This window comes from Streptomyces candidus, assembly GCF_014207445.1.
GTDB lineage: Bacteria > Actinomycetota > Actinomycetes > Streptomycetales > Streptomycetaceae > Streptomyces > Streptomyces candidus.
On the sequence record NZ_JACHEM010000033.1, the window covers coordinates 1 to 26,443 of the forward strand.

The window sequence follows — 26,443 nt, forward strand, 5'->3', positions numbered from 1 at the left end:
TGGGACACGCAGCCCTGATCGCCTCCCTGGCCCCGATCCTGGGCCTCACCGTCCAGCAGGTCCACCGCGCCACCAAGGCCCGCACCACCCGGGCCGCCGCCCCGCGTCTCACCGCGGGGGACAGGTAGGGCGGGGATCAGTGAACACCTCCGACACTCCCGACACCTCCGCCTCCCGGCCGGCACCTGAAGCGGCCCCGGTACGCCCCGGCCGCAAGCTCGGCCCCATCGCCGACACTGTGGGCAGCCCGCACCGGGCGTGGCTGGAACCCACCCGCAGCAGCTACCTCACCAGCGGGCGCACCCTCAGCGACCTCAGCGCGCACGTTCATCTCGCCAAGTCGAAGCTGTCCGAACTGCTGCGCGGTGTCGGCCACTACCCCCGCTGGGAAGTGATCCACCGTCTCTCCACCGAGCTCCACCTTCCCACCTGGCCGCTGTACCGCCTGTGGAAAGGCGCGGCCCTCGACATCGGCAAGTCCCGCGACTGGGTCCAGTCCTCCACCGACGGCACCACCCTGGCCACCACCCACTCCGGCCCCCCGATGGAACACGGCGCCCTGCGCACCCTGCTCTGCAAAGACTACCGCCGCTACGCGCTCGCCTTCCTGCCCGACGACGCCTGTGAAGCCGCCGTCGAGGACGCCTTCGCGATCCTGTGGCTGTCCTTCACCGAAGCCCTCACCAGCCCCGACATCCGCCGCTACGCCTGGGGCGTTCTGCGCGCCACGGTGATGGCCAAGACCCCCCACCGGGACGGTCGGCCCGAACTCGAAGCAGCCGCGTTCGACACCGTCTTCGCGGTATCGCCCCGCACGAGTGAGGACGAAAGGCTCGCCCGGCTGCCCCTGCACACCGAACTGTTCATAGCCATCAGCAAGCTGCCCGACGCCCAGCTCGACATCACGGTGCTGCGCCACCTCTGCGGCTTCACCCCCGAACGGGCCTCCGACCTCCTCGGGGTCCCCCTCGCCACCGTCCTGTCCGGCGAGCGCCACGCAAAGCGCGCCCTGGAAGACGCCGCCATCCTGCCGCCCGCAACCGGAGGACCAGTCCTGTGACCACCCTCGAAGACCTCCTCGCCACCGCCCTGCTGGCACCCAGCCGCCCCGTGCCCCGCGACATCGTCCCCCTCCGCGACCCCGCCCCCGCCCACCAGCCCGCCCCGCCCGTCACCACACCCCCCGCACCGGACACCTCAGCCGCGGACGACCTGCGCGCCCTGTGCGAAACCCTCGTCACCCACACCCCCGCCACCGCCGTCTCCGCCTTCGTCACCGACCAGGTCCCCGAACCCCGCAGTGCCCTGATCCTGGCCTGCGTCCTGCAGCTCACCGACACCGACGACGGCGCCCGCTTCTGGTGGCAGTACGCCGCAGGAGCCGGCCAGCCCGCCGCCGCTTACTGCCTCTACCTCCACCACCTCTCCCTCGGCGAGCACGAAACCGCCCGCTGGTGGCACCGCCAGACCAACAACGTCCAACCCACCCCCACCACCTCCCACACCACCCTCCGCTGCAACAACCAGCCCACCGTCCTGCACCACGACGCCTCCCTCACCGCCATCCTGCGCATCCTGCGCGGCCTCGCCCGCCACGTCACCCGCCCCCGCTCCGCCGTCGTCACCGAGCTCATGGACTACATGCCCACCGCCGTCGCCATCGGCTACCTTCGCGAACCCGACATGGAACTCCCCCTCCCAGGGCCCGGCTTCGCCCGCAGAATCCGCACCCTCCTGGATGCCGCCGCCAGCCGGCCCGACAGCCCCAGCGACCTGCCCGCACGCCCCCACCCCCAACCGAAAACCCGCCCCGACAACACCTCCTGCCCCCCGCGGACACGACGACAGGTGGGAGAGACGGCCACCCGGTGACACGCGGTCCGCCCGCGCCCTGCCCGTTTCTCGATTCCGGCGGCTCGTCGTGTTGGGACGGTTACGGGCAGGGGCCGGCGGTCACGTACCGGAGTAACGTTTCTCCGGTGAACCTGTTGCCCCAAGTGGCCGAATAGCTGCGGGTTCTGGGATAGGGCTGCGGGCGGGCGGTCATGGTGCCGGGGTGATCAAGAACCTTGTCCGCGGTGTGGCCGCGCTCAGCCTGTCCCTGACTCCGCTTCTCGCTCCGGCGCCCGTACTGGCGGCAGAGCGGACCGAGACGACGACCCTGGCCGATGCGGTGCACCGCATCCCGGTCGCCGACGAACGCCGCGAGGGCTACACCCGTACTGCGTTCAAGCACTGGAATGCCGGTGCGGTGGCCTCCGGCGGGTGCAACACCCGCGCCGAGGTCCTGATCGCCGAGGCCGCCGAGGAACCCTCTGTCGGCCCGAACTGCACGATCTCCGGCGGTGAGTGGCTGTCGTACTACGACGGCCAGGAAGTCGAGGACGCCCGCAGGATCGACATCGACCACATGGTGCCCCTCGCCGAGGCCTGGGACTCCGGCGCCTCGACGTGGAGCGCAGCACGCCGCGAGGCCTACGCCAACGACCTCGGCGCCCCCGCCTCCCTGGTGGCGGTCACCGCCCGCTCCAACCGGTCGAAGGCGGACCAGGATCCCGCCCAGTGGCTGCCCCCGCTGCCCACCGCGCACTGCCGCTACCTCGCCGAGTGGACCTCCACCAAGCTGCGCTGGGACCTGGCCGCCGACCCCGCCGAACTCGACGCCCTCGCCGTCTTCGCGTCCGGCCAGTGCAAGGACACCCCCGTCATCTATACCGCCGTTCCGTAACCCACGGGTCGGCATGTGGGCGCGGGAGCCGCTCACCGCGGCGGCCACCGTGCTGCTGATGTGTGCGCTGGCTGCGTGCGGCGGCTCCGGCGGCACCGCACCCAACGACTCCGCCAACAGGGCCCCATCGGTGAGCAGGTACCCGGGCGTTTGTCCGCGCGTGCAGGCCATCGATCACCGGGGCGCACCCCGGGGGCACCCGAGAACACCCTCGCGTCCCTTCAGGCAGCTGCCCGTCACGGGGCGGACGTGGTGGGGGCGGACGTGCAGTTCACCAGGGACGGCACGCCGGTGCTCATGCATGACGAGACCGTCGACAGGATGACGCTTACGGGGCGGCGTATACACGCGGCATGGGAATCACTCGGCTGGCTTTCGCGTCCGCGCGCAGCGGGTGTGCTTGGGTGCTGATGACTTGAGTGCCGGTGTCGCGAGCAGCCTGCGCGAGCTTATGCAGCACACGGCGCACGACGTTCTCATCGATACCCTGCTGGTACGGGTTGTCGAGAAGCAGCAGGCCCGGAAAGGCGCATTCCTCGTCCAGGTCGTGATCAAGGAAGAGCGTCGCGTAGCTATAGGCGAGGAAGAACAGTACCTTCGCTTCGGCACCCAGGGCTTGGTCCCAGGGACGTGTACCGACGTAGAAGGTTAGGTCGGAATGTCGAATGGACACGTCGCGGTCCAACCACGCGTCTCCCCGGAACTCCTCCAGGAACTCGTTCATTCGATCCGCGAACGTCGAGCACCGCACCATGGGCGAGGCGCCTGTGTGCGGGGGTGGGGCAGGCTCGCTGCCGAGTTCGCTGACAACCTGCTGTGCGGCCCCGAGAGCCTCGCGCGCCTGGTCGCGGCGCTGGTAGATGGCTTCGATGGCCGGGAACGCCGTCAGCTTGTGCTCTAGCCGTGCGATTTGGGCGGCGAGTTCTTCCAGTGCGGCGACGAAAGGGGCGAGCTGTGCGGCTCGCTCGTCGTTGAGCTGCTGGGCGAGCTCGGCATGGTTGCCCTGGAACTCCTCTTGGAGGGAGCGGGCTGCGCCGAGGTCGGCCAGGGTGCGCGTGACGACATCGTCGAGGTCGGTCAGCTCCGACTTCAGCGACCTGATCTCAACCTGTGCCCGGCGCTGCCGCTGGTCGTCATCGACGGACTGGTAGCAGACATAGCAGGAATCAGGGGCGTGATATCGGGTCGGGTCGATGTCCTGCTCACATGCCGGGCACAGTCGGACCGGCAGGTTTCCGAAGATCCCGACGGACGCGCTCAGCCGTTCCATCCGGCCGATCTCGCCGCGCACGCTCTCAGCTGATCGGCTGTGTTCCTCGTGAAGCTGCTCCAGCGCGGCGACATTGTCTGTGGCCAGCTTCAGGTCTCGGGTGAGGCCGGCGTAGCGGGTGGTCAAGGTGCCGTCGTAGCCGGCGGGGGTGTCCGTTTCCGATCCTTCTTCGTGTGCAGGGGCGGTGTTCTGGATCTGCCTCGTCAGCTCTTGCCTGCGACGTCGCACAGCTTCGAGTGATGCCGTGACTGTGCGGCGTGCTTCGGCGACCTGCGCCATGGAGCGGGTCGGGGGCAGCTGCATGCTGTCGCAGATCGCTGAGACGGCCTGACCGGTGCTCTGCTGCACCTCTCGGTCGACTGCTTCGGCCTCGTTCAGGCTGCGTTTGGCTTGAGCAAGATCGAACTGGCCCTTCGCATCAGCAGCACGAGGCCGGACGAATCCCAAGAGCTGGCTGGTGACCGCACGCCGGACGTACTCGTGTTCCTTGTCCGCGAAACCGATCCAGGATTCTTCGGTGCGGTGGATGTGGCGCAGGGTGTTGCGGAACGAAAGAGGCGTTAGGCCTGGGGCAGTCGCCGGGTTGAGTCCGAGCGGGATGTGCACGTTCGGCCACCCGAGCACGTCGAGGATCCAGTCCGAGAATTCGGTGGCCGCAATGGCCTCGTTGTTGACGGTGACCTTGCCCATGGATCCGTAGGCCCAGGACCGGGATAGCTCATAGAGTTGGCCGTCGATCCTCAGCTCCGTCGTGACAGCGACATAGGCGTCGGCGACGGCAGCCCCCAGGGCCTTCGTCACGTTGTCGCGGTCGCCCAAGCAGTAGTCGATGACCCGCAAGGTCGTGGACTTGGAGCTGTTGCGAACGCCGTGGAGGATGTTGAGCATGCCGGAGGCGAACTCGTACTCATCGAATTCGCCGCCGTCACGGATGAGCCGCACCTTCGAGATGCGCAAGCCGCGCTCAAGGCTCGTGCCGTGGGTCATGGGCGAATCTCCCAATGGAATGGTGCGTCGCCGACCTCGTCTGGGAACAGGTCGTAGATGAGGTTCTTCAGGTCGGTCCCCGACATCGCAGCGAGGTTGCCCTGCATGGCTTCGCACCGACGGACCAGGGGTTGGAACTGCTCCATCTCAGCCAGGCGAGCCGCGGTTGCCTTTCCGGAGGGACGCAGTTTCACCCGCTCCGGGTTGTGGCTGACCGTGATGGTGACCAGGTCGCGGGCCGTGAGGAAGAACAGGAACTGTCGGTAGCGGTGATCCCATGGGCCGTACCGGTAGCGGACCATCGGGGCCTCAACCTCATGGGTGTCCGTTGCGACGAAGGCATGGCTCTGCCCTGCCGTTTCCGGGAGGAAAGCGTGTGCGCGCTCAAGAAACCCTGGGTACCGCAGGAAGAAGTCGAGCTTCGCGAATTTCGTTCGCCCTTCGATGTACGGGCCCGGGTTCTTGCCGCACAGGTGGATGAGCAGCAGGAGGCGGGAGGCGTGAAAGTCCACGGAGTCGTCCGGGTCCCAGGTCCTGTGCGGCGGTGGCACGACGTGGCTGCCGATCTTATGAGGCATCTTCGTACCTGTTCTGGCAGCGAGCAGTGATGTCGCTCAGAACTGCGAGCGCCTGGTGGAGAGGTACCTCGTTCGACGCGACTTCGGGCAGGCGGCTGAGAGCGAGGACGGTCTCCCTGTAGGCCGGTTCTCCTGCTCCGATCAGCCCGCCGCGTCTCTGTACGGCGGTGAGCTGGCAGATGGCGTAGATCTTGTCCGACAGGTCGGCAAGGCGCTGCTTCTCGATGCCCAGACTGCCGCGCTGGTGCCGGCGGAACGCGAGCAGGGCCTCATGCTGTCGATCCGCTTCTTCTGTCAGGACGCCTGCCGGCCGCAGCTTCTCCTGGAGCGTCATGAGCCGTTCCATTCCACCGTCGTGACGCTGCCCCGTGACTCGCTGGACTGCGTCCTGGAACAGGTCACGGAAGTCTTCAGCGGTGTGTCGCACGGGCCGCAGTTCCGCGGCCTTCCGGCCGATGTGAACCGAGACCAACCACTTCAGCACCTCATCCACCTCGGTGACCAAGGGTTCCTGGCCGAGGTAGCTCTTGACCATCGGGGTCAGGCGCCGTCGCGCTTCGTCCTCGACCTGCTCGCTCGTGCGAGCCTCGATTAGTACATCCAGGCGGTCGACGCACCAACCGACGTTTCGCAAATCAGGCAAGTTCAGCCCGTCGAGCTTGTCGATGACCTTCTGTCGCACTGCAGCGCTTACAGGCTCCCTTGTCCCGCCACGCTCACAGGCGAACTCATACAGATCGGCTGCCGGCATCTCGTTCACGATCAACGTGAACCGGGTGTCCTCAGGGAGCGGTTTCCCGATGAACAGCTTTCCGAGATAGCTCGTCTCAGGCGTCCGATTCTCACGGCTCTTCGTTGAGTCGGGCTGGCAGACCCGCGCAACACTATGGCTCTTGCCAGGCCCCTCGACCGTTTTGACCTGCCTGTAGACGGGCATGGTGCCGCGGTAGCAAAGGATGTCTTCCAGGTCTTCCAGGAGACCTCAGTCCAATGACCGTTGAACATGTCGAGGCAGTCAAGGAGTGTGACTGCATCCTGGTACAGAAAGCCGCGTCGGCTACGACGCCCCCCATCAGCAGGCGCAAGTGACACTGGCGCTCCTGCTCCGCAACTGGCCGGCCTCAACCGCTTCAACGGCACAGGTTTCTATTCGCACGGTGCCCCCCAACGACGCTGTGGAGAACGAAGTAGATCACCCCTCGGATACGGATCGCAACGGTCCGTCTGTGCCAGCATGTGCCTTGCTCACCTCCGGTCGTCCACTGGAGTCGAAGGACTACCAGGCGCTGGCCGACCGCTTCATCAAGGCATACGGGCTGGACAAGCAAGACCGCCGCAGCCGGGCGATGACGGCCTTTTTGCAGATGCAGTGGATTGAGCTGCTGCGTCACGCACATGTCGGCGGGTGCCGGACTCCTGCCCGGCACCCGCCACTGGTCAGCCGATCATGTTGCGCAGCGACGCGATGCAGAGGCCCGTGGAGGCAAGGCCCGCCAAGAGGGCTTCCGGTATGGACTGACGGGCGTAGAAGGTGAGAACGCCCACGACCACGCCGATGAAGGCAGCCATGAGCAGCACCAGCGCAGTGTGTATCGACAGGAACGGCTGCGGATCATCAGGGTCGGGAATGCGGGGGGTACGCGACGTCATGTCATTCCTTACGGAAAGAAGTACAGAGGACTCGGACACCGGTGTCGGTGTCAGTCCGCGGGGGAGAGCACCGCGCGGTCGGCTGTCTTCTCGCCGCCTCACCATGTGAGGGGGACGTCCCTGTGGAATCTCGGACCGGGCCCAGGGTGGCTTCGGCCGCTCGTCCAGGGTAGCCACTACCGGTGCGGGCCTTCCCCGGGGAGCCTGGTGATCAGTCATATGCGGTTCCTCCTGCAGTTGATGAAGTCGCAACAGGCGCAAACAGTGACCGCTCCGGTGTGCTTGCGTCTCGGCCTCCCGCACCGGCGGCCTCCTTCACCCTCTGGTGCGCGACGGCCGGGCCCGGACAGCAGGAAGAAGCTGAGAAATGTGCGTGCCCGGCTCGGGCCTTCTGCCTGCTGCAGAGTCTCGGCACCCGGAACGTCTGATCGAACTCTTTCCGCCGCGGGCTGACCGGTCGCATCCTGTCGGCCAGGGCCAGGCTCGGGCAGGGTGGGAGGGACCGCGAAGTGATCAAGGGGAGGGGGCACAGCGATGGCGTACGAGGACCGCACGTACCACGGCATCCAGGGAGCGGGCGGCGAGGAGGGCCAGTGGCAGCCAGCCCGCCTCCTGGTCGAGAAGCCCGAGGACGGACCCACCCGGCGCGAGAACGTCACCGTGCTGCGCGAGCTCAGGGCGAAGGACGAGGACGAGCTGGGTGGCTACGGCTGGGGCTACAACGGCGGCGGCACCACCCGCGCCGCCGCGGCGGTTCTCGCCGATGCCCTCGACCTCGGCACCCCGGAGAAGGCGGGCCTGTCCATGAGCGAGTGGCCGCAGGACGGCACTCTCATCGCGCTCCGCGAAGATTTCTGCATCGACTTCCTCTCGCAGTTCTGCGACGAATGGCGCCTCGGCCGCGCCGCCGTCCTGCGCTGGGCCCGCGGCTGGTACCTCCAGCGAGGCATCACCGAACTGCCCGCCGCCCTGCGCAATCTGCCGCCGCTCATGGACGGCAACATCTGACGTGGGCCGGCACACGACGAAGAAAATGAAGCCCAGGCAAGCCGTACCGCTGTCCGCCGACCGGCTCCACGACGGATGGCCAGGGCCCGACGGCACCCGAATCCGGCAGGCGCGAGCCAAGGACACCGAGGTCGCGAACATGCTGCTGGAAGCCGCCGGAGTACGGCTCGTCCCGGCCTTGCAGACGGCGATCGAGGACGGAACGGAGGGCGCCGCGCTGCTCGACGGCCTGGCCGGTACCCGGAAGACCTTGCAGCAGAGCTTCGCGCACAAGACGGCCGGACATACCGGAGCCGAGTCGATGAGCAGCACCAGCCTCACCCTGATCGCCGCCGACGACCAGGACCGGCCGGTCGGAGTCTTGTCCGTCACCGCCCCGGCCACCGTCATCGGCAAAGCGGTGGACGCCGGCTACCCCGGGGACAGAGCCCTGGCCCTGAGCCTGTTCATCGCGAAGATCCACGGCCTAGCCGTCGCCGAGGAGGCCCGTGGCCAGGGGATCGCCAGCGTACTGATGAAGCGGGCCTGGCAGGTCTACCACCAACTCGACTACTTCTTGTTGTACGGCTCGTACGAGACCCACCGTGACCTGGGCGCCTTCTACTCCCGGTGCGGCTACGCCGTCCATGCCCCCGGTGAGCCCGTGTCTCTCGACCGCATCGCCCTGCCCTTCAGCGTCGGCGTGGAAGAGAGCGAGCGCATCTTCGCCCGCTGGCGCCCCCGCCACTGACCGAGCAGCGCAGCGCAGCACGGCGCAGGACCCCAGCGACCCGCCCCGCGGAACGGCCGCGCGGTACGCAGGTACTGGAAGACCGAGCCGGAGATCAAGCGAGCCTGGGCGCAGACCCGGCAACAAGCCCGCCAGCGCGGCGTCACGTCCCACCTCGGCCGCGGAGCGGCCGGGGGCTGTCCGGCCGGTGGCCACTGTCCACAGGCCGGACGTCAGAGGCTCTCGGATCATGAAGAGGAAATATGCGCTCTGCAACCGGTTGCCTTCGCCGGAAACCACTCCCCGAGCCCAGCTCACTCCTGTTGGCAGGTCGTGGTGGGCTGACCCTTGCCCTTTTCCTCCGTTTGGCGTATCACGCGACCTTCCCCCCTCTGACTCGTTAGGGCGAGTTGAACAGGCCGGGTCAGGTCTGGGACAGGGAGCTGTGCTGTGGCTGTGAGCCGCACGAGAAAGAAGAAGAACCAGAAGCGAACCAACCCGGTGTGGGAGGGCCGCGCCGTCTGGTGCCTGGGAGAGGAAGGAGTCGCCGACGGGGGCCCCTCGCGCAGGAACATCGCGGTCGGGCACCGGGCAGCAGAAGCCGACCGGGTGTGGTTCAACCGGAACATCGGCGCCTCGGTGCGTGTTCGGGAGGCGCTGCGTGGTGAGTACGACCACCGCGCGTTCGGTTCCGAGCCCTTTATGCCGAATCAGAAGATCGCCGTGGTGGTGGTGCAAGTTGCACCTGGACGTCGCTCGCGAATCCCTTTCCAGGTGGTCACCACCCCGACCGCCAGCACACGAATCACTCCGCAGCAGTTGGAGGAAGTTCGGGCCGAGTGGGAGAGCAGCGGCCAGTCAGTACCCATGAATTCCAGCGGCGGCACGGTAGTTGACGTGCTGGCCATGTTCCGCCACACCATGGGTGCGGAACTTTCCAAGGGGTGATCGGCTCGGCTGATGAGCACGGCACCAGAACGTCTCACGACGGACTGCCGGGCCAATGCTCTGGCCGCACCCCCGACACCTCTGGGAGACAGCACCACGGACGACTACCAAATGGTGCCAGCCCTCCCGGAGGGCGTCGTGACCGCTGAACCCGTGGACGGCACATGGTGGGGTGCGAAGAGGCCGTCCATGACGCCGGTCCAGGAAAACCAGCGGACGGCTGCGCCTCTAGATGATCAAAGGAGATGAATTCGGGTGACCGCAGGAATGCCCCAGGCCCTCAGCAACGACGTACCACCTGACCCTGCAACGGAGACCGAGCGTCTCGGCCGCCTCTATCTGATTGGCACACGCCTGCTGATCACCTACGGACTTCTGCAGTGCACGGGGAAGACCCGCAAGGGCTCCCAGTGCAAGCTCACTGCTCACTATCCGTCCTCCCCGGACGCCGTACACGAGGGGATGGTCGCAGTCCAGCTCGCCAACGAGGGGTGGACGTACGCGCGCAAGGTGCGCCCGGAGTTCGCCCAGCGCCTCCTGGCGCAGAGATGCGAACAGCATGAGATGTCCGACTCCGACGATGCGGCCCTTCCGGATTGGGAGTCGTATGCGCCGCACCGCCACCCCGGACACCTGCTGGGCTTTCCCCGGCAGGCCGGCGCGGCGGTCCTGTCCGAGGAGGCCCGCGACGCCCAGGCCCGGGACAGTGATGCTGCCGCCTCATGGGCTCGTCCCGCAGCTCTTCCCTGCGATCCGATGCTTTTCGCCAGCGCCATGCGCGACATGCGTCTGTCCTGGCGGGCCCGGGGGGTTCTGGCGGAACTCGCCGCCGGGTATCTGCCCGGCTGCGCCCCCACAACGAGCGACCTCACCCGCCTGACCCGCCAGGAGCGCGGCAACGCGGAAGGCCGCGATGCCTTTCGCAAGGCGGTCACCGAACTGCGCACGTACGGGTACCTGCTTTTCGACCGTACGACCGCGTCCGGAGTAGGGGAGCGCCTGATCGTCGATCTCACCCCCGCACATGAGGCTGCCCTCACCTTTGACGCTGCTCCGGCAGGCTCCGCTCCGCAGGACGCGGTGCCTGCCGCGTTCGGTTCGTACCGCAACCGCATCAGCGGCGATCTCACGTTCCTCGCCGGATCGATCAGCCGTAAGGCGCCGGAAGACTACGGCGGCTGACGGCTGACAGATTTCAGGGCCTGCCCCTCGGCAAGGCCGCCCTCGCTCCTCGGAGGGTTGGCTTCGAGGTCAGTGTGCAGGTTCTCGGCGCGGCCGGTGACGCCATCGCTTCCCGCGTCCTTGACCAGCAGTCCGACGGTGTAAAAGAGGAGGGAGCTGGCCGAGGCCGCTGAGACTGCCGAGCGCCGCCCTGCCGCACCGGAACGCCGCGCAGGGGCGCCCCAGCAGTGCCCCGCAGCCTGGAGACTGGTGCTCCGCCGGGATGACCGCGCTGCCGGGGGAGGGCAGCGGCACCCCGCATGAGCCGCGGCAGGCCGCCATCGACGCGCTGCCCACCTGTCCCACCCCGCCCGGCAAGCTCCCGCTCGCGCAGGGCACCGTCCGCAGGCTCCTGCGGATGGCTTACGAGAAATTAGCTCCGCTGCGCCCCCGACTTGTGCCGCGGGCACCGTGTGTCGGCAACTTCGACTGGATGTGCACACCAACGCTTTGGCATCGTTGCAGGATCCGGGTCCAAGTCCAGGGGGGCCATGCAGAGCGGTCGGGACAGCAACTGGAGCCTGTCGGCGAGTTTTTCTTCGCCCTGAGCTCGGGCAAGGGCTGCCAAGGCTCTCAAGAACGCCGGGTGGGCCTCGACGTACCACTGGCTGTACTCGTCACCGTTGATGTACCCCGGGGCGGGGGTCAGCCGGCAAGCCTCATCAAGAACTGCAGCCAGAGCCGTTGTCTCGACCGACATGGTCTTCGTGCCTCCTCAGTGCGTCTCAGGCGCGGCAGTCCACCTTGATGCGCCCACACCGGCAACGAACCAGACCATCTATGGGTGCGACCCGATGCCACAACAGGCGGGCAGAACCCCCAGGCTTCTAGCCAGCTGCGCGCACGGCCCTCAGCGGCTGACTCTGGCGCTTGGGCGGTGCAGTCTCGTACCGGGGCACGGCGATCTCCGGCAGTTCCTCGGCCGCGATGCGCTCGGCTGCGTCTTCGATCGCGTCTTCCAGTTCTTCCTGGGAGGCGTAGGAGGCGATGTAGGGGTGGAGGTAGTAGGTCCGGTACTTGCGGTCTTTGGGCCGCAGGACGAGGTTGCGGCTCTCCAGTAGTCCCATGGCGGTGTTCGCGGAGTTCCGTGACAGGCCCACGCGGGCCGCCAGCTCGGCCTGGGAGGCGTTCACCTCCCCGCCGGGCTCCTGGCGCTCGATGAGGGCGCTCAGCAGCTCCATCGCGGCTTTGGTGAGGTCCAGCCGGTACAGCATTCCGAAACCGGCGCTTGCCTGGATCAGCATGTCAGGATGCCCGTCCCTTCGTGTGGTCCCCGTCGTCTGCCCCAAGCTCCAGCTGCACGCTGCGCGGCGGCCGCGGAGCGTTCAGGGCGGGGAAGACCTCTTCGGGCAGTTTGCCGTCCGCGTCACGCAGGGCGTCCAGAATCTCGCGTTGCCGGTCTCCGTTGCCCTCGAAGCCGAGCATCGGGTTCACGAAGATCAGCCCCGTGTCCACCCGCTGGATCATGTGCCACTCCTCCAGGCGCCCGATTGCCCGGGTCACGTTGGACCGCTCCACGCCCAGCTTCTCAGCGATCTTCTTGTGCGTGGCCTTGAGCCAGCCCTCGCGCTGGCGGCCGATGCACCACAGCAGGACTGCGGACTGGATCGGCGACATTCCGTGCTGGGCGATGAGCACGGCCAGGACGTCGGAGAGGAAGTCGTTGGAGACCACGCTGTACCCGGAGCGCCCGTACATGTTGTGCGGCGCGCGGTAGGTGTACCGGACGCTGACGTCCATCTGCTGCACCGGCCGGTTGCGCGTCGGCGGTGTGACGCCCTTGCCCAGCCGGGAGGAAAGGGTCTCGCGGAAGGCGCTGTCGTCACCGGGCGGTACGGCGACGACTGGGCCCTTACCGCGTCCGGCGGTCGGGCGCTTGGGCTGGCGGGGCATCGACGGTGAGTCCTGTCCTCGGTCTGCTGGGTCCGGGCCGGACAATAACAGTCGTTCAAGCCTGGTTGGCAGATTTGTACATGCTGGCGTGGCGCTCTGGTGTCGGTGCCGACACACCGAGTGCGACGGGTCTCCGCCGAAAACCTGGTCTCACCAGCAACGTTCCACCTTTGTGCAAGCAGGGTTGGCACATAGGGGTGTCGAGGTGGCACCACGGACACATTTCTGCAGGTCAATGTGTCAGCGCCGACACATCCCCTCCGGCAAAACACCAGGTCAGAGCACACATCCCGCAGCTCCCCTCTTTTCCTTAAGACGCACGCGCGCGAGGGCACACTGCGGGCAGCGGAACCGAGGGCTCGAACCCGCCCGCAGACCTGGCCCCGTCGTGGCACAGGCGGCTTCGCGTGCGAGCCGGTGACCATCACCCGGTAGGGGACGGCATCATCGGCTCTGAGTCTCGCGTTGGCGCGGGATGGGACGAGACAAGCACCAGCAGGAGTGGCCGGCCCCGGTGTCCGGTTCCGCGGTACGGCCTGGCGGCCGTCCCGCTCCTGTATCTCCGCACACCGCACGGCACCTGGCCCTTTCGTGCAGCTTCCGTTCTTTGGCTGGACGAGTCACAGGGGCTGGGAAGCGGCCGGCGAAGGTGCACGCCCAAAGGACGGCATCGCTCCTCGGGAGTCTTGCTTCGGGCGGCAGCCTGAGCACATGGTCTACTGTCTGCTCACCGACGACGACCTGACGAGCCGACTACGCTCCGACCCGCAGGCTGTACCGGCGGCCGTAGAAGAGCTGCTGCGCTGGATCCCCCACAAGCACGGTGTGGGACAAGCCCGCATCGCCACCGAGGACGTCGAGGTAGGAGGCGTCCTGATTCGCCGCGGTGAGGCCGTCTACGTTTCCTACGTGGCAGCGAACTGGGACGAACGGTGCTACCCCGGACCGCACCGGATCGACATCGACCGCGAAGGCCCGCCCCAGCTGGCCTTCGGCCATGGCCCTCACCATTGCCTGGCACCACTGCTGGCGCGCATGGGAGCCGAACTGCTGCTCACCACCCGCCTCCCCGACCTGCGGCTGGCCACCGACCCGGAAGACGTTCTCTGGCAGAAAGACGTACTCATCCGAGGACCGATAGCACTACCGGTCACCTGGTAAAGGGATACACGAAGTGGTTGCCCAGCGGGCAGATCACGTCCGGAATCAACACAGCGGTCAACCACCGCTTCTGACGCCAGGACGTGCCTGTGTTCGGCAGCTGTCCGCGCGCGGCGGCAGGGCCTTTGCGTGACCGGGCCACCTGAGGTGGACCGCTCATGGGTGCGGCCATGCCATGGCTGTGTACCGGGGGCGGTGGGGAGCGAACGCCGGTCACGGGGCGTGATGCTCCGAGCAGCCATGCTTTTCGGTGGCCTTTGAATCGCAGTTGCTCTCTGTGCGACTCAAAGGCCACCGCCGCGTTCAGTCGACGTCCCGTGCTAGGGACGCTGCAATCTTGGTGCCGGCCGATTGAGCAGGTACCTACTTGCGATCACAGTCCACACCCGCAAAGGTTCCGGCAGTCAACACACCGCCGTCGCACTCGAAGCCGATGTCGAACGGGCTCAGGTTCACCGTGACAGTGGCGGTGACGAGGTAATTCTGAACGCCGCCCACGTTGCACTCGGTCGCATTGATCGTCCTGTTGAAGCTGTCGTAAATTCCGGCCTGGCAGTCGACTAGGGGCTGCGCGGCATGTGCGGGAGAGGCGGCGACGAAGCCTGAGGCCGAGGCGGCGAACAAGACAGCCGCGGCCGCGAGGCGTCCGGGAAGGTATACAGATTTCTTTGTCCGGGGAGGAACCCCGCAGGGTCAACAGGGCTCCGCCAACATCCCCCCGGCCCGCTGCCCGCACAAGGCGCCCTGATACCCCCGGGACGACAGAGACCACCCGAGCCACACGAGGCGAAGCGCAGAGGGCGCACATGGCTGGATAACGACAACAATCTTTGCCCAAAACACGACACATCCTAATGACCGACTACAAATAGCCACCCAGGATCCGCCCCGCAACCGCTCCGGATACGGGCCGTACCTGCCGATCGGCAGATACGGCTCGATGAAGTTCCACTGTGCATGGGTAAGTTGCCTGCGCGTCACGACCACAGTCCTACCGCCTTCCACCCCGCAAAGAGGACAGAAGGCAGAATCTGATCACGACTTCACACATGCCCTAGTACCAGGGGCGGGCATCATGCGTGGGGAGCGGACGCAGTCCCGGCCAGCGTGCGAGCAGGCGGCCGGCCAGGTCGGAGCTGAGGCGGCCGACGGCGTGCAGGTGATCGTGGTCGCGGGTCATGTCGGCGACCACGTCCAGGCGGTGGACGAGCCGCTCACGGGCGGAGACGTAGCCCCACTCGAAGTCCTCGGCGGGCACCCGGGCGAGCTGGTCGACCGTCCCGCGGTGGGCCCGCTCGACGAGCGCGTCGCCCTGGATCAGCCAGCCTGCGCACGCGTCGGCGAGGTCACCCGGCACGTCCTTACCGGTGAGGCCGCGCCAGGTGGTCCGGTAGACGTCCTCGGCCTCCCTGAGCGGGGCCGCGGTGACCGACATGGCACACCAGCAGGTGGGGAAGCCGATGCGGAAGTAGGCGAGTTCGATCAGGCCGTTGCCGAGCGAGGCCCGCTCGAAGTCGACGAAGCGGACGCCGTCGGCGGTGCGCAGATCATTGCCGGGGCAGGGGTCGCCGTGCAGCAGCGCATGGTGCGGGGTGGGGTCCAACCGCTCCAGGAGACCGGCGAGTTCATTGGGAACCGTGGACGGCATGGGCACGTCGAGCGCCCTGGCCAGGGTGAGGAAGGACTCCGCGTCGGTGGCCGTGGGCCCCGACCAGACCGGTAGTGCGCCCGCGTCGGCGGGCCCGGTCAGGGCGTGCAGCCGGGCGAGCGACTCGGCGTACCCCGGCATCCAGTCGTCCGCCTTGCCGAGGTCATCCAAGTGCTCGAGGACTATTACCCGCGAAGACAGGTCCGTGGCGAGCACCGCGGGGGCCACGGCGGGCCCGGAGGCCCTCCCCGCCAGGCGCAGCCCGGCGACCTCCCGCGCGAAGCGCGTGTTCGCGTCGGCGCCCGTGTCCCCGCCGTCGGTGATCTGTTTGACGATCACCAGCCGCCGGTCGGCCAGCCGCACCCGCCACACCCGTGACCGCGGACTGCTGTCCAGGAGTTTGGTCAGCTTGGGTGTGCCCACGGTGGAGAGCAGCGCCTCATTGAACGGAGCGCGGTTCAGCATGCCGACGAGCGTAGCCGTAGCTTCGCACGCGCGAGCGCCCTGGCAACCGACCACTGAGCGCGGGCCCAGAAGACCGGCACGGACCGCCAAGTCCAGGTCACCGCCATCTACGGGCTGGCGCTGCACAACGACGAGCGGTGCGTGGCAGCAGCGCACCGCCTGCCCCCAGCGCCACCCGGCACACCACACGAGTACGAACTCGACGCAGTGTGGCGATACGAGTGGCGTCGCGACGGTCGCTGACATCACCCCCGAAGCACGCGGGGAATACCGCACCTTGCGAATGACGCTCCCCGCCAACTGGCGCCTCCACCTGGAGCCCGGCCCGCCGCGAGGCCTACGCCAACGACCTCGGCGCCCCCGCCACCCTCGTGGGCGTCACCGCCCGCACCAACCGGTCCAAGGCGGACCAGGACCCCGCCCAGTGGCTGCCCCCGCTGCCCACCGCGCACTGCCGCTACCTCGCCGAGTGGACCTCCACCAAGCTGCGCTGGGACCTGGCCGCCGACCCCGCCGAACTCGACGCCATCGGCGTCTTCGCGTCCGGCCAGTGCAAGGACACCCCCGTCATCTACACCGCCGTCCCGTAAGCACGCAGGCACGTGGCCCGGCCGCATGAGGCTGGCCGCCCAACGGGCGGTTAGCAGCGGGGGAGCCACCGGTTGTGACCTACCGCCCCGGGGCCCGCTTCGGGACCCGGGGCGCCGCCGGGTACGGGCCGCAGTCACGGTCAGCCGCGCGAGTCCTCAGGGTGCGCGGGCTGGTGCAATGTCCAGGACTCACCGGTACAGCCCGTGGGCAGGGGAGGGAGGCGGTGCCCCTTCACATCGGTGCTCCAGTGGTGTTCACCGCCGCACTCGCACGCGTAGATACCGCTGGCGGGCACGATCTCACCAGGATGCCAAGACCTCTTGGCTCACTCATGATCTCTGTCTACGACATGGCCGCCCACGGCGCGACCCCACCAGCCTCCCCCTCCAGGGGTGGCGTTGCCGCACGAGATCGTCCCGGTACGCCGCCGGCGCCACGAGCTGCGCGTTGCCCGGGTTGTCACTGCGGCCGACACCACGGTGCACGGCGCAGCGGCTATGAGTCCTGACCGGTAGTCACCCGTACGCGGCTATACGGCTCCTCGCCCGGCTGCGGGTAAGCGGGTGTGACCCTATGGTCGTGAGTGCGCGTTCCCGACAGGACGAAGCACCGGTGGTCCCGCGTTTCCCGGTACGTACGCGGGGCCACCCCTCACCTCTCCCCGGCGAACCGGCCCTCCCCGCACCACCCCGTGCCGATGGAGTGGGCAGATGGAACGTTCGGTGACCAAGTGGTCTTCGACGCCAACGTGCCCCGGTCCGTTCGGCTTGGGGCCCGGTACAGCCAGCTCCCCGGGCCGCCATTACCCTCATGACCCGCCGCCCGCCCACGGGCAAGATGTCCCCCGCTCTGGACCTTGCCAGCTAAGTCACATGGCCTTGCGGCCGGCGACGTCCCCGCCGGGGTCATCCGCGAGCACGATGGACACACTGACCCGCTTGCCCACGGGCTCCCGCTGGATCGTGAAGCTCTGGCAGACAGCCATCACGATCTCCAGGCCATGCTGACCGACCCGCATCGGGTCCGGAGGCAGCACCAACGGAAGAGCGGTGCTGCTGTCCCACACGGTGACCTGGACGGCTCCGTCCTCGACCTCCAAGATCAGCAGACATGGCCCGGGCGCGTACTTGCGGGCATTGGTCACCAGCTCGCTCACCGCGAGCTGGACCATGCCCATCGCCCGATTCGACACCGGCAGCCCATGCTCGGCCTGCACAGACGTGAGGAAGGTGCGAACCAAGTTCCGGGCTTCAGCGATGTCTTCGCTGCCCTCGAACACGGCGGAGACAGCGACCGGAGGGTCCACGAGCAGCTCGTGTCCCTCATCCCGCCCATGCAGGTCCATGACATCCGCCTTTTGGCCAAAGCGTTGATGCGACCCAACCCGCTTACCCCGGAGATATGAGCGCACTCCTTCCGCGTCGCACTCCTGGAAAGTTACACAGCGTTGCCGGGAAACAACCGAGAGGGGAACAACTGCCCAGCTCGTCCTACCTTCCAAGCGTGGGTTTGAGCCGGTCATTCGTAGGATCGGCGGACCCAGGGGTCGTGGGTATGGCTGTGAGTGGACGTTAAGTCCGAACTTCCTCGGTTCGTGATCGCTCGATCGTGGTAATGATCGCTGCACAGGCCGCCGACTGGGCATGTCCATGTTGAGATGCGGAGCATGGAGAGAGAGCCGTACCTCAGCGACTTGTCGGACGAGCAGTGGGCGTTGATCGAACCGATGATCACAGCCTGGAAGCTGAACCGGGTGGCCCGTTCGGCGACTGGAGATCCCGGCTCCTGTGACCTGCGGGAGATCGTGAACGCGATCTTCTACCAGAACCGGACGGGCTGCCAGTGGCGCCTACTCCCGCATTTACCGGCCTGGTCGGCGGTGTACTACTACTTCGGTCTGTGGCGCGAGGACGGGCTTGACCAGCGGATTCAGGAACTCCTGCGCTGTCAGGTGCGGGAGAGGGCCCGGCGATTAGAGGACCCGTCCCTCGTGATCATCGACACCCAGTCCGTTCGCGCGGCCGCCGGTGTTCCCAGGACCACGACGGGGCTGGACGCCAACAAGAAGGTCTAGGGCCGCAAGCGGGGACTGGCCGTGGATGTTCTGGGGCTGATCATCGGTGTCGTTGTGCTGGCCGCCTCCACCCACGACAACGCCGCAGGCACGACCCTGCTCGACCAGGCTGCCGAGCGGTGCGGGAACCGGCTGGAGAAGGCCCTGGTCGACCAAGGCTTCAAGGAGCAGGTCCTCATTCACGGCGCCCTGTTGGGCATCGACGTCGAGGTGGTCCGCCGCAACCGAGAAGACCACCGTCAAGGCTTCGTCCCGCAGCCGAAAAGGTGGATCGTGGAGCAGGTCAACGGCACGTTGATGCTGCACCGCCGCCTGGCCCGCGAGTACGACCACCGGCCCGACACCTCCACCTCGCGCGTCTACTGGGCCTCTATCGCGAACATGACCCGGCGTCTCACCACACCGAGTCCGGCCTGGCGCGACACCCTCGGGCTGGCCGCGTGAACATCACCGAGCTCCTGGCCGGCATCCAGGTCCAGCAAGACGAGTGCACAGCTCGGGCCGTTGAACTGCGCGGGCAAATCGCGCACTTGACCGCCTCCTTGGCCGAGTCCGAAGCACGCCTCGCGGACCTGGCCACCGCCCAGAAGGTAGTCGCCGATCTCGCACCGGCTGGAGACGAGCCAGAACCGCCCGAGACAAACACCGCCTACCAGGCCATCGTGAGCGCCTTCAACCAGCACCCCGACCAGGAGTACCGAGCCCGTGAGCTGCACGAAATCCTCGGCATGCCCACCGATGAGGCATCAGTCAACGTCACCCGTGCTCGTCTCGGGCGCCTCGTCCGCCAAGGCTTCCTGACCCAACCCGGACGAGGCCGCTACCAGAAACGGACTTAACGCCCACTGAGCTTGTCGCCGTTGGATGGCTCGAAGAACTTGGCCGCCCGGAGGCCCTGCGGAGCCGTTGCGCAGCTCCTGGCCGCCGCCCGCCCACCACCACGGCCGACGTGCCGGTGCACCATGGGCTGCACGACCCGCACCGCCCGTTTTGCCCCTGCCGCCGCCCAGCGTCCGCACTGGCCTGACCGGTCACCGGGAGCGGCGGAGCGCGTTGTCGGCACTGTTCCTGCACGCCCTCCGTCGTCCTCGGGGCGAAGAATCGTTGCTTGGACGCAGCCATGCGGGTCCGGTCCCGGTGGCCGAGCGGGTTTTCGGTGCGGAGAGCGAGCGTCGCCGCCCCCGGCGCTCTGGGCCTTCGCGCCGCCGTGGGACGGGTTGCGTCTCTCAGACACCGCCCGCCTGCTGGTCAGCCGCGTCCCGCTTGAGGCCGCGACGGCGGTACACACCACGTCCTGAGCGCCACACCGGGGACGGTCGGAACGCCGTCGGCCGGGCTGGCCGCGCCAGGTGGGTGCTTCGCTACCTCCGGGGCCTCAGGCCTTTTTCGGTGGGCGGCCGCCCACCGATTTTGGTCAGCAGTTCGGTGCACAGTTCGTACAGCTTGATGTTCCGGTTCTGTGACGCCTTGCGCAGGACGGTGAAGGCTTCCTCGTCAGTGCAGTGCTGCTGGCCCATGATCACGCCGATGGCCTGGTCGATGACCGCTCTGGTTACCAGAGCCGTCTGCAGGTCTTCGGCGAACTCCTGCGCGTCGGCGATCCGTTGCGCGAGCGCAAGCGCACCGGTGGCCTGTGCGGCCAGATCGCGGAGCAGGGCCATGTCGGCGTCGGCGAACGCGTCCTTCTTCGCGGAGTACAGGTTCAGCGCGCCGGCGGTGTGGGTATGCGCGGCGATCGGCAGAGACAGCGAAGCGTACGTGCCACTGGCCAAGGCGTACGCCGGGTAGTCGCCCCACCGCACTTCGGACGACATGTCTGGAATACTGATCTCCTGGCCGGTGCGCAGTGCGGTGAGGCAGGGACCGTCGTTCTGGCCGTACTGCTTCTCATCCAGGTACGGCGCACTGGTTCCCGCGCTGGCGACGGTCAGGGGGCGCCCTTTGCGTTCCAGGGTGATACCACAGCCGTCCGAAATGGGGGTCCGCGCGGCGGCGGTCTCTGCGAGGGTGAGGAGGAACGCCTCCAGACTGTCGGTCTCCAGCAGGACATCCATCAGGTCCGGCCGCTGCGGGTCGTGTGTCATGTCCGTCCAAACCGGGCGCCACAGGGCCCCCTTCGGGAATGAGAGGCCCGCGGTAGCGCACTATCGCGGAGTCCGTCTGCTTGAGGCAAGCCTGCCACCCGCCGTCCCTTGGCAGTGCCGGGGATCGGGTTGGAGTCGGTTGCCAGCTCTGACGGGCCGGCTCATGCGTCGGGGGCCTGCAGTTCACATCGAGGGAGGGTCCCTCGCTGCAGTTCGTAGGGCAGGGCCCTTGCATGCTGGCGAAGGCGAGGGTCGAGTCCAGGGGGCGGCATTGTTGCCGACGCTCGTCTCGTTCACCGCGGCCGTGGGCAGCAAACGCGGATCGCCGCCGAACCGGGAGCGCCGCCGACGCTGTCCTGACGTCCGCCGAGCGCCACGGCCCCTGCACACGCGCAGCACGACGTCGGTCGGCGCCTCACCGCCGGGCGGCCGGTAGGTCCACTCACCCAGCAGGACATGACGGGCGGTCTCCTCGGGGCCCGTGCGTGTATCGCGGCCTGGCGGATGCAGCCCGAAGACGCTTACCTCCCTGCCCCGCAGCCGCTCTCCACCAGCGGGACGATCGAGGGGTGTGAGAACTTCGCACCGTCCACAGAACATCGGCCGCCGTGCGACAGTTCTGCGGGTTGGCGAGTCCGCCGTATGCCCGTGAGGTGAGCATGTTGTCCGCTGTCTCCCCGGGCCCGAGCAGTACCGGCACCGCGAGCGAGGCTGTTTTCCCCTCGCCCGGCTGCGTCCGCAGCGCCCTGCCTACCGCTTGGAGCAGGTCGGGCATCGAGCCGCGCACGTCCGACCAGTACACGGAGTCGTATTTTTTGGTGCCGGTTCCGCCAAAGCGACGGCCACGGGATTCGGGCGATCGTTCAGAGGGAACCCGAACAACAGCCGTCCGACCGAGCAATGTTGCTCGGCACTGTCCACTGCAAGGGAGTACCAGAGCAATGGATTCACTCACGTTGATCACGGGTGAGGGGCAACAGGTGGGAAAGGGAGAGGAGTTTGCTCCGCTGGCTGTTATGGCCCGAGCCGGCGGCGAACCGGCCGGAGGCCAGATGGTGAGTTTCTACGTGGACGACCCCCAAGGAACCGGCACCGATTTCCAGGGCGGTTCTCCCGTCATGATCACCACGTCCTCGAACGGCACGGGCAGCACGGACGTGGCGCTCGTCGCCGGTGCGTCCCCGGGCACCGTCCAGATCAAGGTCATCGCGGACGGAGCACACACTGATTTCCCTCTGGAGATCGTGTAGAGCCGTCAACCAGGGCGCGGGTGAGCGACGGATTCACGGGCAGGCTCATCGATCGCCGGAAGGACCTCGCGTCCGCTCGGCCTCGTTGACGAGGTGGATCCGACGCGCCGAGGCCGAGGAACGCAACGAGCCGGGCCCGGCCGCCGCCGATGCGCCCGCGCGGGTGACGGCCTGAACAGTCACCGACGCCGAGTTGGCCGGGGCATACCGGGACGACGGCGGGTGAGTACCGTCTCGCTCCGGGACACGGGCCGCTTCACTTGTGCCGTCCGTGCCGTCCGCTGACGGCACCACCGGCTCGACGGCGCGCTGGCCACTGGGGCACGCCTGCCGTGGCCACCGCGAAGACGCCCGATTCCAGATGGACTGTGCCCGGGCCGAACGCCTTCGGCAGGTCCGAGAGGACTTCGAGCGGACCAGCCACGTCGTGCCGACCGTGAGGCAGATCGACCAACGGGGAGGTTGCCAGTGAAGTTGCACTGCGCGAGTTCTGATCGAACACGTGAGCGGCAAGTTTGGTGCAACGTCAGTGTGAATTGCTTGTCTCTCTTCACCTGTAAGGGAATTCATGCGTCATCGTGTGCTGGCTCTGGTCGCCGCAACGATCAGCCTCTTTCTGTTCTCATGTCGTCGGTCTCGTTCATAGCTGCTCGTTGCACGCTTACTCCGGCACAGGGGCGCCGCAGCACCTTGGTGATGGTGGCTGCTGGCCGCAGTCGGCGCGGCAGGCGCCCAGTGCGATCAGCGTGCTACGAGTCTGTAACGTTGTCCGACTGCGAGCGCAAGATGCGCCTACCCTTAACCCCAGCGGATCCGCAGCCGTTGAGAAGGACATGGACCAGGATGCTGAGCAGGATGAGCGCGAGGTTGTAGCCCTGCCTTCGGTGTCAGCCGTCACGCCACATCCGTCCGCCGTCGTTACTTCAGGGGAGACGCACTGACCGGCGCAAGCGCTCCCAAGCCCACGGTGCTCTCGGCCTTGCCGTTCTGCGTCATGGCAACCGTAGCCGCGGTGGACGTCACGGCTGGCCCTGACGTTGGATTCCTCCCACTGGTCTCGCTCGGGCCGGCGTTCGCCAGCCTCATCGGGGGATGGCGCCGCACCGCAATCATCGGGGCACTGGCCCTCGCCCTGTGTGCCGTACTCGGGTTGTATGACGGGCTGTTCGACAGCCGACGTGGCTTCACCGCCATGGCTTCTGTTGCCGGAGTGACGGCGGCCGGTCTGGCAGCCGCCGCGATGCGCCAGCGCCGCGAAGCCGAGCTCGCGAACATCCGGACTATCGCCGAGGTTGCACAGCGGGTCCTGCTCAGACCAGCCCCACGCCGCGCCGGAAGCCTGTCGATCGCCGTCTCGTACACCTCCGCGACCGCCGAAGCGCATATCGGAGGCGACCTGTACGAAGTCGTCAGGTCACCAGCCGGTGTACGAGTCCTCCTCGGAGATGTCCAGGGCAAGGGCCTGGAAGCGGTGGAGACCGCAGCCGCGGTCCTGGGCGCCTTCAGGGAAGCGGCTCACGACGCGCCTGATCTGGCGGCCATCGGTATCCGACTGGAGCGGGCCGTACAGCGCGAGGGGAACGGTGAAAAGTTCGTGACCGCTGTCCTGGCCGAAGTAGGAACAGAGCACACCGCGACCCTCCTGAACTTCGGACACCCACCGCCCCTGATCACCCGCCCCGACGGGTCCTGGGAGTTCGCCGAGCCGCCCTCGTACGCTCCCCCGCTGGGGCTCAGTGACCAAGCTCCCGATCCCGCAGAACCCTTCGACGTTCCCCTGCCACCCGGCAGCCAGCTGTTCTTGTACACAGACGGAGTGACGGAGGCTCGGAACAACGACGGCCATTTCTACCCCCTTCATGAGAGGACCGCACTGCTCAAGGCCGACGAACCTGACGCCGCCCTTGACGCTGTGCGAGCCGACCTTCTCCGGTACACCCGAGGTCCCCTCCACGACGACGCAGCCATGCTCCTGCTGCGCTACGACGATCTACCTCACGCCAGCTGAGCGTAGAGTGTCGTCCTCGCTTGTTGTAGAGCCACATGTACGCCGGGACGTCGTCTTCCGGCTGCCACGGGCCCGCCGCGTGGCTCGGCCACATGCGCGTACCGGATCATGATGTTCCTGATGCGGGCGTCGTGCCCCGGCGCACCCCAGTCCGGCGGGAAAATCCGTTGTTGCCGCATCCGCCGACGGTCATGTTCGGGGCGAAAGGGGCGGCGGTCAGCCCCTTTCGCCCCGAAACGCGAAGTGGGCGGGCCATGCTCGCTCCTTAGGTCAGTAAGTCCGGGACCGGGGGTAGCCGGGGTAGATGTAGCCGGCGCCCCAGAACGGCGGCAGCTGGTAGTAGTCGTAAACGCGGCCGTAGTAGTCGGGCTCCTCGACAAGGTTGGGATCGTATGCGGGAGCGCCTTCCACCTGTTCACGAGACTGGCCGATGTATACGTGGTCGTCCGTGATTTCTGTGACGGCGTCGACCGGGATGAACGTTTTTTTCTCCCCGATGCCCAGGAAGCCTCCGTGTTCCACGAGCAAGAAGCGGACCTTGCTCTCTTCCTCATCAATGAGGAGATCGCCGACCTTGCCCAGTTCATCGCCGGCCCGGTTGGTCACCTTTCGTCCGCGGACGTCTTCGTCCACGGACGCCACCGCCTGATCGGACTCGCTGATCTTGCTGAGAACCGGAATCTTGTCCGCAGCCATGGGTGAACACTCCCTTGATTTTTCTTCCGCTGTGGTTGGCTCTCTGCGTCACCTACCCGCGGCACCGCCCCCGTACCAGGCAATCATGTGTGGCGCCGGGAGGTGACTTGATCACAGAGGGTACGGCCAGCTGGGCGGTGCGTGGGGGGCGTCGGAACGGCGCGTCAGCAGGTTGCCGACCGGAAGAATCACGAATCACGGCGGACGGGATCGCCCGCACATCCCGGGAGCTTGACCAGCACGCTCAACTCGCACCGTTCGTGGGCAAGGCGGTGAGGACGGCCCGGGGCGGGTAGGCATTCTACGAGAAACCTTTCGGACCCTCTCTTTCCCCGTCCAGAGTCAGCGCCCGTCCGGTGGGTACGGCGCAGGGCCGGCCGGGCATGAAGTCCGACGGTATGAGGTGGGACGCAGGTGGCGCCGACGGCGGCGCTCCTCGTCACCCATCCCGGGTCGCGGGTCGGTGGGCGGCGTCGTAGACAGGAGGTAGGCCAGGGCGCCGCGCGCTGTGCCAGGAGCTCTCGTCTGCGGCATCGGCAGCACCACGTCTGAGGGAGAAACGATGGCAGAGCGTAAGCCGAAGCGGACCGTCTACCACGTCACTCCGGACAAGCAGGAGACGGCGACGCGGCAGTGGCAGGTCCAGCACAAGGAAGGGCGCCATGAGGTGCGGGAGCCGCACGGTACCCAGCGGGAGGCCATCATGGCGGCCCGCCAGCAGGCCAAGCAGCACAAGCCGGCGCAGGTCGTCGTCCACGGCACGGACGGGCGGATCCGTACCGAGTACACCTACGGCGACGACCCCCGCAACATCCCCGGCTGACCACCTGAGGCTTCGATCCCGTCGACACGACGGTACTGCGGCCCCCGCGGAGCCGATCCTTTCCCACACCCGTGAGACCGTCCCAGCCCCGGGTGCGCCGCCCGGCGCTCGCCCTCAAGGCAAAGTTCGGCGGCGGTCACCTCGACGCCGCCGAACTCCCCAAAGTCAGCCGCCACGATGGAGAACATTCTTCCACCAGGGCCTCGCGCATCCCGCGCACCGGCGTGTGCGGCCTCTGCCACGCGCACCCAGACCCGGTGGGCCCGCCGCCGCTCCTTTCTCCTGAGTCGCCGTCGCGGTCCCACAGGGCTTCACCACCACGGCGAGGAGGGGCGCCGACCGGGCTTTTACGCGAGGGCGCCCGAGGGTTTGGCACGCTCACTGCGCCCCCTCTGGTGCCCGGTTGGCGGCCTTGCGATAGAGAGCCAGGCCGGGGGCCGTGGTGATGCCGTGGACGACGGTGCTGGCGGCGATGACCAGCGTTCCGCCGGCCAGTACCACGGGGTTGGTTCCGAGCCGATGGGCTTCCATGGTCAGGTAGAACAGCGCCGAGACTCCGAGGGGACCGAACCAGCCCAGGAAGACCGTGTCCCGCCAGGTCAGGGAGAGCGGCCGTTTGAGGATGAGCAGGACCGGCAGCCGGCGCAGCAG

Annotated in this window: 25 protein-coding genes and 2 pseudogenes; 15 read left to right on the plus strand and 12 right to left on the minus strand. The window is 67.5% G+C overall.

The window, feature by feature from the left end; translation table 11 throughout:
- Positions 1-139 precede the first annotated feature (139 nt).
- From HNQ79_RS31775 to HNQ79_RS31790, 4 genes are all read left to right on the plus strand, one after another.
- On the plus strand, positions 140-1,060 hold the full coding sequence (locus HNQ79_RS31775) for a sigma-70 family RNA polymerase sigma factor (RefSeq protein WP_185036457.1): 921 nt from the start codon (positions 140-142) through the stop codon (positions 1,058-1,060).
- Positions 1,057-1,872, plus strand: coding sequence for a hypothetical protein (locus HNQ79_RS31780; protein ID WP_185036458.1), 816 nt, complete (start codon positions 1,057-1,059; stop codon positions 1,870-1,872). Before HNQ79_RS31775 ends, HNQ79_RS31780 begins: the two co-directional genes overlap by 4 nt.
- A gap of 184 nt (positions 1,873-2,056) precedes the next feature.
- Positions 2,057-2,728, plus strand: coding sequence for an HNH endonuclease family protein (locus HNQ79_RS31785; protein ID WP_185036459.1), 672 nt, complete (start codon positions 2,057-2,059; stop codon positions 2,726-2,728).
- Positions 2,729-2,803: 75 nt separating this feature from the next.
- Positions 2,804-3,139: a glycerophosphodiester phosphodiesterase family protein gene (locus HNQ79_RS31790; protein WP_311772331.1), complete on the plus strand. Its 336-nt coding sequence runs from the start codon at positions 2,804-2,806 to the stop codon at positions 3,137-3,139.
- On the opposite strand, the gene HNQ79_RS31795 is transcribed toward HNQ79_RS31790, so the two are convergent.
- The 4 genes from HNQ79_RS31795 to HNQ79_RS31810 all read right to left on the minus strand — a co-directional run bounded on the left by HNQ79_RS31795 (position 3,057) and on the right by HNQ79_RS31810 (position 7,213).
- Entirely contained in the window at positions 3,057-4,985 is a 1,929-nt protein-coding gene (locus tag HNQ79_RS31795) for a coiled-coil domain-containing protein (protein ID WP_185036461.1), read from the minus strand. The two genes, HNQ79_RS31790 and HNQ79_RS31795, sit on opposite strands and share 83 nt — an antisense overlap.
- The gene (locus tag HNQ79_RS31800; protein WP_185036462.1) at positions 4,982-5,497 is read right to left on the minus strand and encodes a hypothetical protein; all 516 of its coding nucleotides are present in this window, start codon (positions 5,495-5,497) and stop codon (positions 4,982-4,984) included. The genes HNQ79_RS31795 and HNQ79_RS31800 overlap by 4 nt, the downstream gene beginning before the upstream one ends.
- A gap of 55 nt (positions 5,498-5,552) precedes the next feature.
- Positions 5,553-6,500 carry a hypothetical protein gene (locus HNQ79_RS31805; protein WP_185036463.1) on the minus strand — a complete coding sequence of 316 codons (948 nt, stop codon included), beginning with the start codon at positions 6,498-6,500 and terminating at the stop codon, positions 5,553-5,555.
- 500 nt (positions 6,501-7,000) lie between these two features.
- The gene (locus HNQ79_RS31810) at positions 7,001-7,213 is read right to left on the minus strand and encodes a hypothetical protein (protein ID WP_185036464.1); all 213 of its coding nucleotides are present in this window, start codon (positions 7,211-7,213) and stop codon (positions 7,001-7,003) included.
- A 534-nt stretch (positions 7,214-7,747) separates the two neighbouring features.
- Here HNQ79_RS31810 and HNQ79_RS31815 point away from each other — a divergent pair.
- The 4 genes from HNQ79_RS31815 to HNQ79_RS34320 all read left to right on the plus strand — a co-directional run bounded on the left by HNQ79_RS31815 (position 7,748) and on the right by HNQ79_RS34320 (position 11,060).
- On the plus strand, positions 7,748-8,221 hold the full coding sequence (locus HNQ79_RS31815) for a DUF6166 domain-containing protein (protein WP_185036465.1): 474 nt from the start codon (positions 7,748-7,750) through the stop codon (positions 8,219-8,221).
- Positions 8,222-8,246: 25 nt separating this feature from the next.
- Positions 8,247-8,951, plus strand: a complete 705-nt coding sequence (locus tag HNQ79_RS31820) for a GNAT family N-acetyltransferase (RefSeq protein ID WP_221508349.1) — start codon at positions 8,247-8,249, stop codon at positions 8,949-8,951.
- Between the two features lie 429 nt (positions 8,952-9,380).
- Entirely contained in the window at positions 9,381-9,878 is a 498-nt protein-coding gene (locus HNQ79_RS31825) for a hypothetical protein (protein WP_185036467.1), read from the plus strand.
- Positions 9,879-10,133: 255 nt separating this feature from the next.
- Positions 10,134-11,060, plus strand: coding sequence for a hypothetical protein (locus HNQ79_RS34320; protein WP_229923799.1), 927 nt, complete (start codon positions 10,134-10,136; stop codon positions 11,058-11,060).
- A gap of 866 nt (positions 11,061-11,926) precedes the next feature.
- On the opposite strand, the gene HNQ79_RS31835 is transcribed toward HNQ79_RS34320, so the two are convergent.
- Positions 11,927-12,343 (minus strand): helix-turn-helix domain-containing protein, encoded by a 417-nt coding sequence (locus HNQ79_RS31835; RefSeq protein WP_185036468.1) that lies wholly within the window; start codon positions 12,341-12,343, stop codon positions 11,927-11,929.
- A 1-nt stretch (position 12,344) separates the two neighbouring features.
- Positions 12,345-12,992 carry a MarR family transcriptional regulator gene (locus HNQ79_RS31840; protein ID WP_185036469.1) on the minus strand — a complete coding sequence of 216 codons (648 nt, stop codon included), beginning with the start codon at positions 12,990-12,992 and terminating at the stop codon, positions 12,345-12,347.
- A 711-nt stretch (positions 12,993-13,703) separates the two neighbouring features.
- On the opposite strand from HNQ79_RS31840, the gene HNQ79_RS31845 reads away from it, so the two are divergent.
- A complete protein-coding gene (locus HNQ79_RS31845; protein ID WP_185036470.1) occupies positions 13,704-14,153 on the plus strand; it encodes a cytochrome P450 in 450 nt (149 codons plus the stop codon).
- A 363-nt stretch (positions 14,154-14,516) separates the two neighbouring features.
- Here HNQ79_RS31845 and HNQ79_RS31850 read toward each other — a convergent pair whose 3' ends face one another.
- Together HNQ79_RS31850 and HNQ79_RS31855 are read right to left on the minus strand one after the other, a co-directional pair.
- A complete protein-coding gene (locus tag HNQ79_RS31850; protein ID WP_185036471.1) occupies positions 14,517-14,777 on the minus strand; it encodes a hypothetical protein in 261 nt (86 codons plus the stop codon).
- A gap of 430 nt (positions 14,778-15,207) precedes the next feature.
- Positions 15,208-16,266 (minus strand): phosphotransferase, encoded by a 1,059-nt coding sequence (locus HNQ79_RS31855; protein WP_185036472.1) that lies wholly within the window; start codon positions 16,264-16,266, stop codon positions 15,208-15,210.
- Positions 16,267-16,565: 299 nt separating this feature from the next.
- On the opposite strand from HNQ79_RS31855, the pseudogene HNQ79_RS31860 reads away from it, so the two are divergent.
- Positions 16,566-16,856, plus strand: a pseudogene (locus tag HNQ79_RS31860) (HNH endonuclease); the annotation flags it as partial.
- A gap of 869 nt (positions 16,857-17,725) precedes the next feature.
- Here HNQ79_RS31860 and HNQ79_RS31865 read toward each other — a convergent pair.
- Entirely contained in the window at positions 17,726-18,202 is a 477-nt protein-coding gene (locus HNQ79_RS31865) for an ATP-binding protein (RefSeq protein WP_185036473.1), read from the minus strand.
- Between the two features lie 321 nt (positions 18,203-18,523).
- On the opposite strand from HNQ79_RS31865, the pseudogene HNQ79_RS31870 reads away from it, so the two are divergent.
- Both HNQ79_RS31870 and HNQ79_RS31875 read left to right on the plus strand, forming a co-directional pair.
- Positions 18,524-19,375: pseudogene (locus HNQ79_RS31870) on the plus strand (IS5 family transposase).
- Positions 19,372-19,770 (plus strand): hypothetical protein, encoded by a 399-nt coding sequence (locus tag HNQ79_RS31875; RefSeq protein WP_185036474.1) that lies wholly within the window; start codon positions 19,372-19,374, stop codon positions 19,768-19,770. Before HNQ79_RS31870 ends, HNQ79_RS31875 begins: the two are co-directional and overlap by 4 nt.
- A gap of 522 nt (positions 19,771-20,292) precedes the next feature.
- Here HNQ79_RS31875 and HNQ79_RS31880 read toward each other — a convergent pair.
- On the minus strand, positions 20,293-21,015 hold the full coding sequence (locus HNQ79_RS31880) for a GAF and ANTAR domain-containing protein (RefSeq protein ID WP_185036475.1): 723 nt from the start codon (positions 21,013-21,015) through the stop codon (positions 20,293-20,295).
- 1,016 nt (positions 21,016-22,031) lie between these two features.
- On the opposite strand from HNQ79_RS31880, the gene HNQ79_RS31885 reads away from it, so the two are divergent.
- Together HNQ79_RS31885 and HNQ79_RS31890 are read left to right on the plus strand one after the other, a co-directional pair.
- Entirely contained in the window at positions 22,032-22,265 is a 234-nt protein-coding gene (locus HNQ79_RS31885; RefSeq protein ID WP_185036476.1) for a hypothetical protein, read from the plus strand.
- 994 nt (positions 22,266-23,259) lie between these two features.
- Positions 23,260-24,273, plus strand: coding sequence for a PP2C family protein-serine/threonine phosphatase (locus HNQ79_RS31890; RefSeq protein ID WP_185036477.1), 1,014 nt, complete (start codon positions 23,260-23,262; stop codon positions 24,271-24,273).
- 270 nt (positions 24,274-24,543) lie between these two features.
- Here HNQ79_RS31890 and HNQ79_RS31895 read toward each other — a convergent pair whose 3' ends face one another.
- Positions 24,544-24,969: a PRC-barrel domain-containing protein gene (locus HNQ79_RS31895; RefSeq protein ID WP_185036478.1), complete on the minus strand. Its 426-nt coding sequence runs from the start codon at positions 24,967-24,969 to the stop codon at positions 24,544-24,546.
- A 562-nt stretch (positions 24,970-25,531) separates the two neighbouring features.
- On the opposite strand from HNQ79_RS31895, the gene HNQ79_RS31900 reads away from it, so the two are divergent.
- Positions 25,532-25,792 carry a DUF2188 domain-containing protein gene (locus HNQ79_RS31900; RefSeq protein ID WP_185036479.1) on the plus strand — a complete coding sequence of 87 codons (261 nt, stop codon included), beginning with the start codon at positions 25,532-25,534 and terminating at the stop codon, positions 25,790-25,792.
- Between the two features lie 378 nt (positions 25,793-26,170).
- Here the strand turns inward: HNQ79_RS31900 and HNQ79_RS31905 are convergent.
- On the minus strand, positions 26,171-26,443 hold a 273-nt coding region (locus tag HNQ79_RS31905; protein ID WP_221508350.1), incomplete at its 5' end, for a hypothetical protein.

Bases quoted from the DNA above. Each gene is read 5' to 3' on its own strand.
- HNQ79_RS31795 (WP_185036461.1), bottom strand. From the start codon at position 4,985: ATGACCCACGGCACGAGCCTTGAGCGCGGCTTGCGCATCTCGAAGGTG.
- HNQ79_RS31805 (WP_185036463.1), bottom strand. From the start codon at position 6,500: ATGCCCGTCTACAGGCAGGTCAAAACGGTCGAGGGGCCTGGCAAGAGC.
- HNQ79_RS31810 (WP_185036464.1), bottom strand. From the start codon at position 7,213: ATGACGTCGCGTACCCCCCGCATTCCCGACCCTGATGATCCGCAGCCG.
- HNQ79_RS31815 (WP_185036465.1), top strand. From the start codon at position 7,748: ATGGCGTACGAGGACCGCACGTACCACGGCATCCAGGGAGCGGGCGGC.
- HNQ79_RS31820 (WP_221508349.1), top strand. From the start codon at position 8,247: ATGAAGCCCAGGCAAGCCGTACCGCTGTCCGCCGACCGGCTCCACGAC.
- HNQ79_RS31835 (WP_185036468.1), bottom strand. From the start codon at position 12,343: ATGCTGATCCAGGCAAGCGCCGGTTTCGGAATGCTGTACCGGCTGGAC.
- HNQ79_RS31840 (WP_185036469.1), bottom strand. From the start codon at position 12,992: ATGCCCCGCCAGCCCAAGCGCCCGACCGCCGGACGCGGTAAGGGCCCA.
- HNQ79_RS31845 (WP_185036470.1), top strand. From the start codon at position 13,704: ATGGTCTACTGTCTGCTCACCGACGACGACCTGACGAGCCGACTACGC.
- HNQ79_RS31855 (WP_185036472.1), bottom strand. From the start codon at position 16,266: ATGCTGAACCGCGCTCCGTTCAATGAGGCGCTGCTCTCCACCGTGGGC.
- HNQ79_RS31865 (WP_185036473.1), bottom strand. From the start codon at position 18,202: ATGGACCTGCATGGGCGGGATGAGGGACACGAGCTGCTCGTGGACCCT.
- HNQ79_RS31880 (WP_185036475.1), bottom strand. From the start codon at position 21,015: ATGACACACGACCCGCAGCGGCCGGACCTGATGGATGTCCTGCTGGAG.
- HNQ79_RS31885 (WP_185036476.1), top strand. From the start codon at position 22,032: ATGGCCCGAGCCGGCGGCGAACCGGCCGGAGGCCAGATGGTGAGTTTC.
- HNQ79_RS31890 (WP_185036477.1), top strand. From the start codon at position 23,260: ATGGCAACCGTAGCCGCGGTGGACGTCACGGCTGGCCCTGACGTTGGA.
- HNQ79_RS31895 (WP_185036478.1), bottom strand. From the start codon at position 24,969: ATGGCTGCGGACAAGATTCCGGTTCTCAGCAAGATCAGCGAGTCCGAT.
- HNQ79_RS31900 (WP_185036479.1), top strand. From the start codon at position 25,532: ATGGCAGAGCGTAAGCCGAAGCGGACCGTCTACCACGTCACTCCGGAC.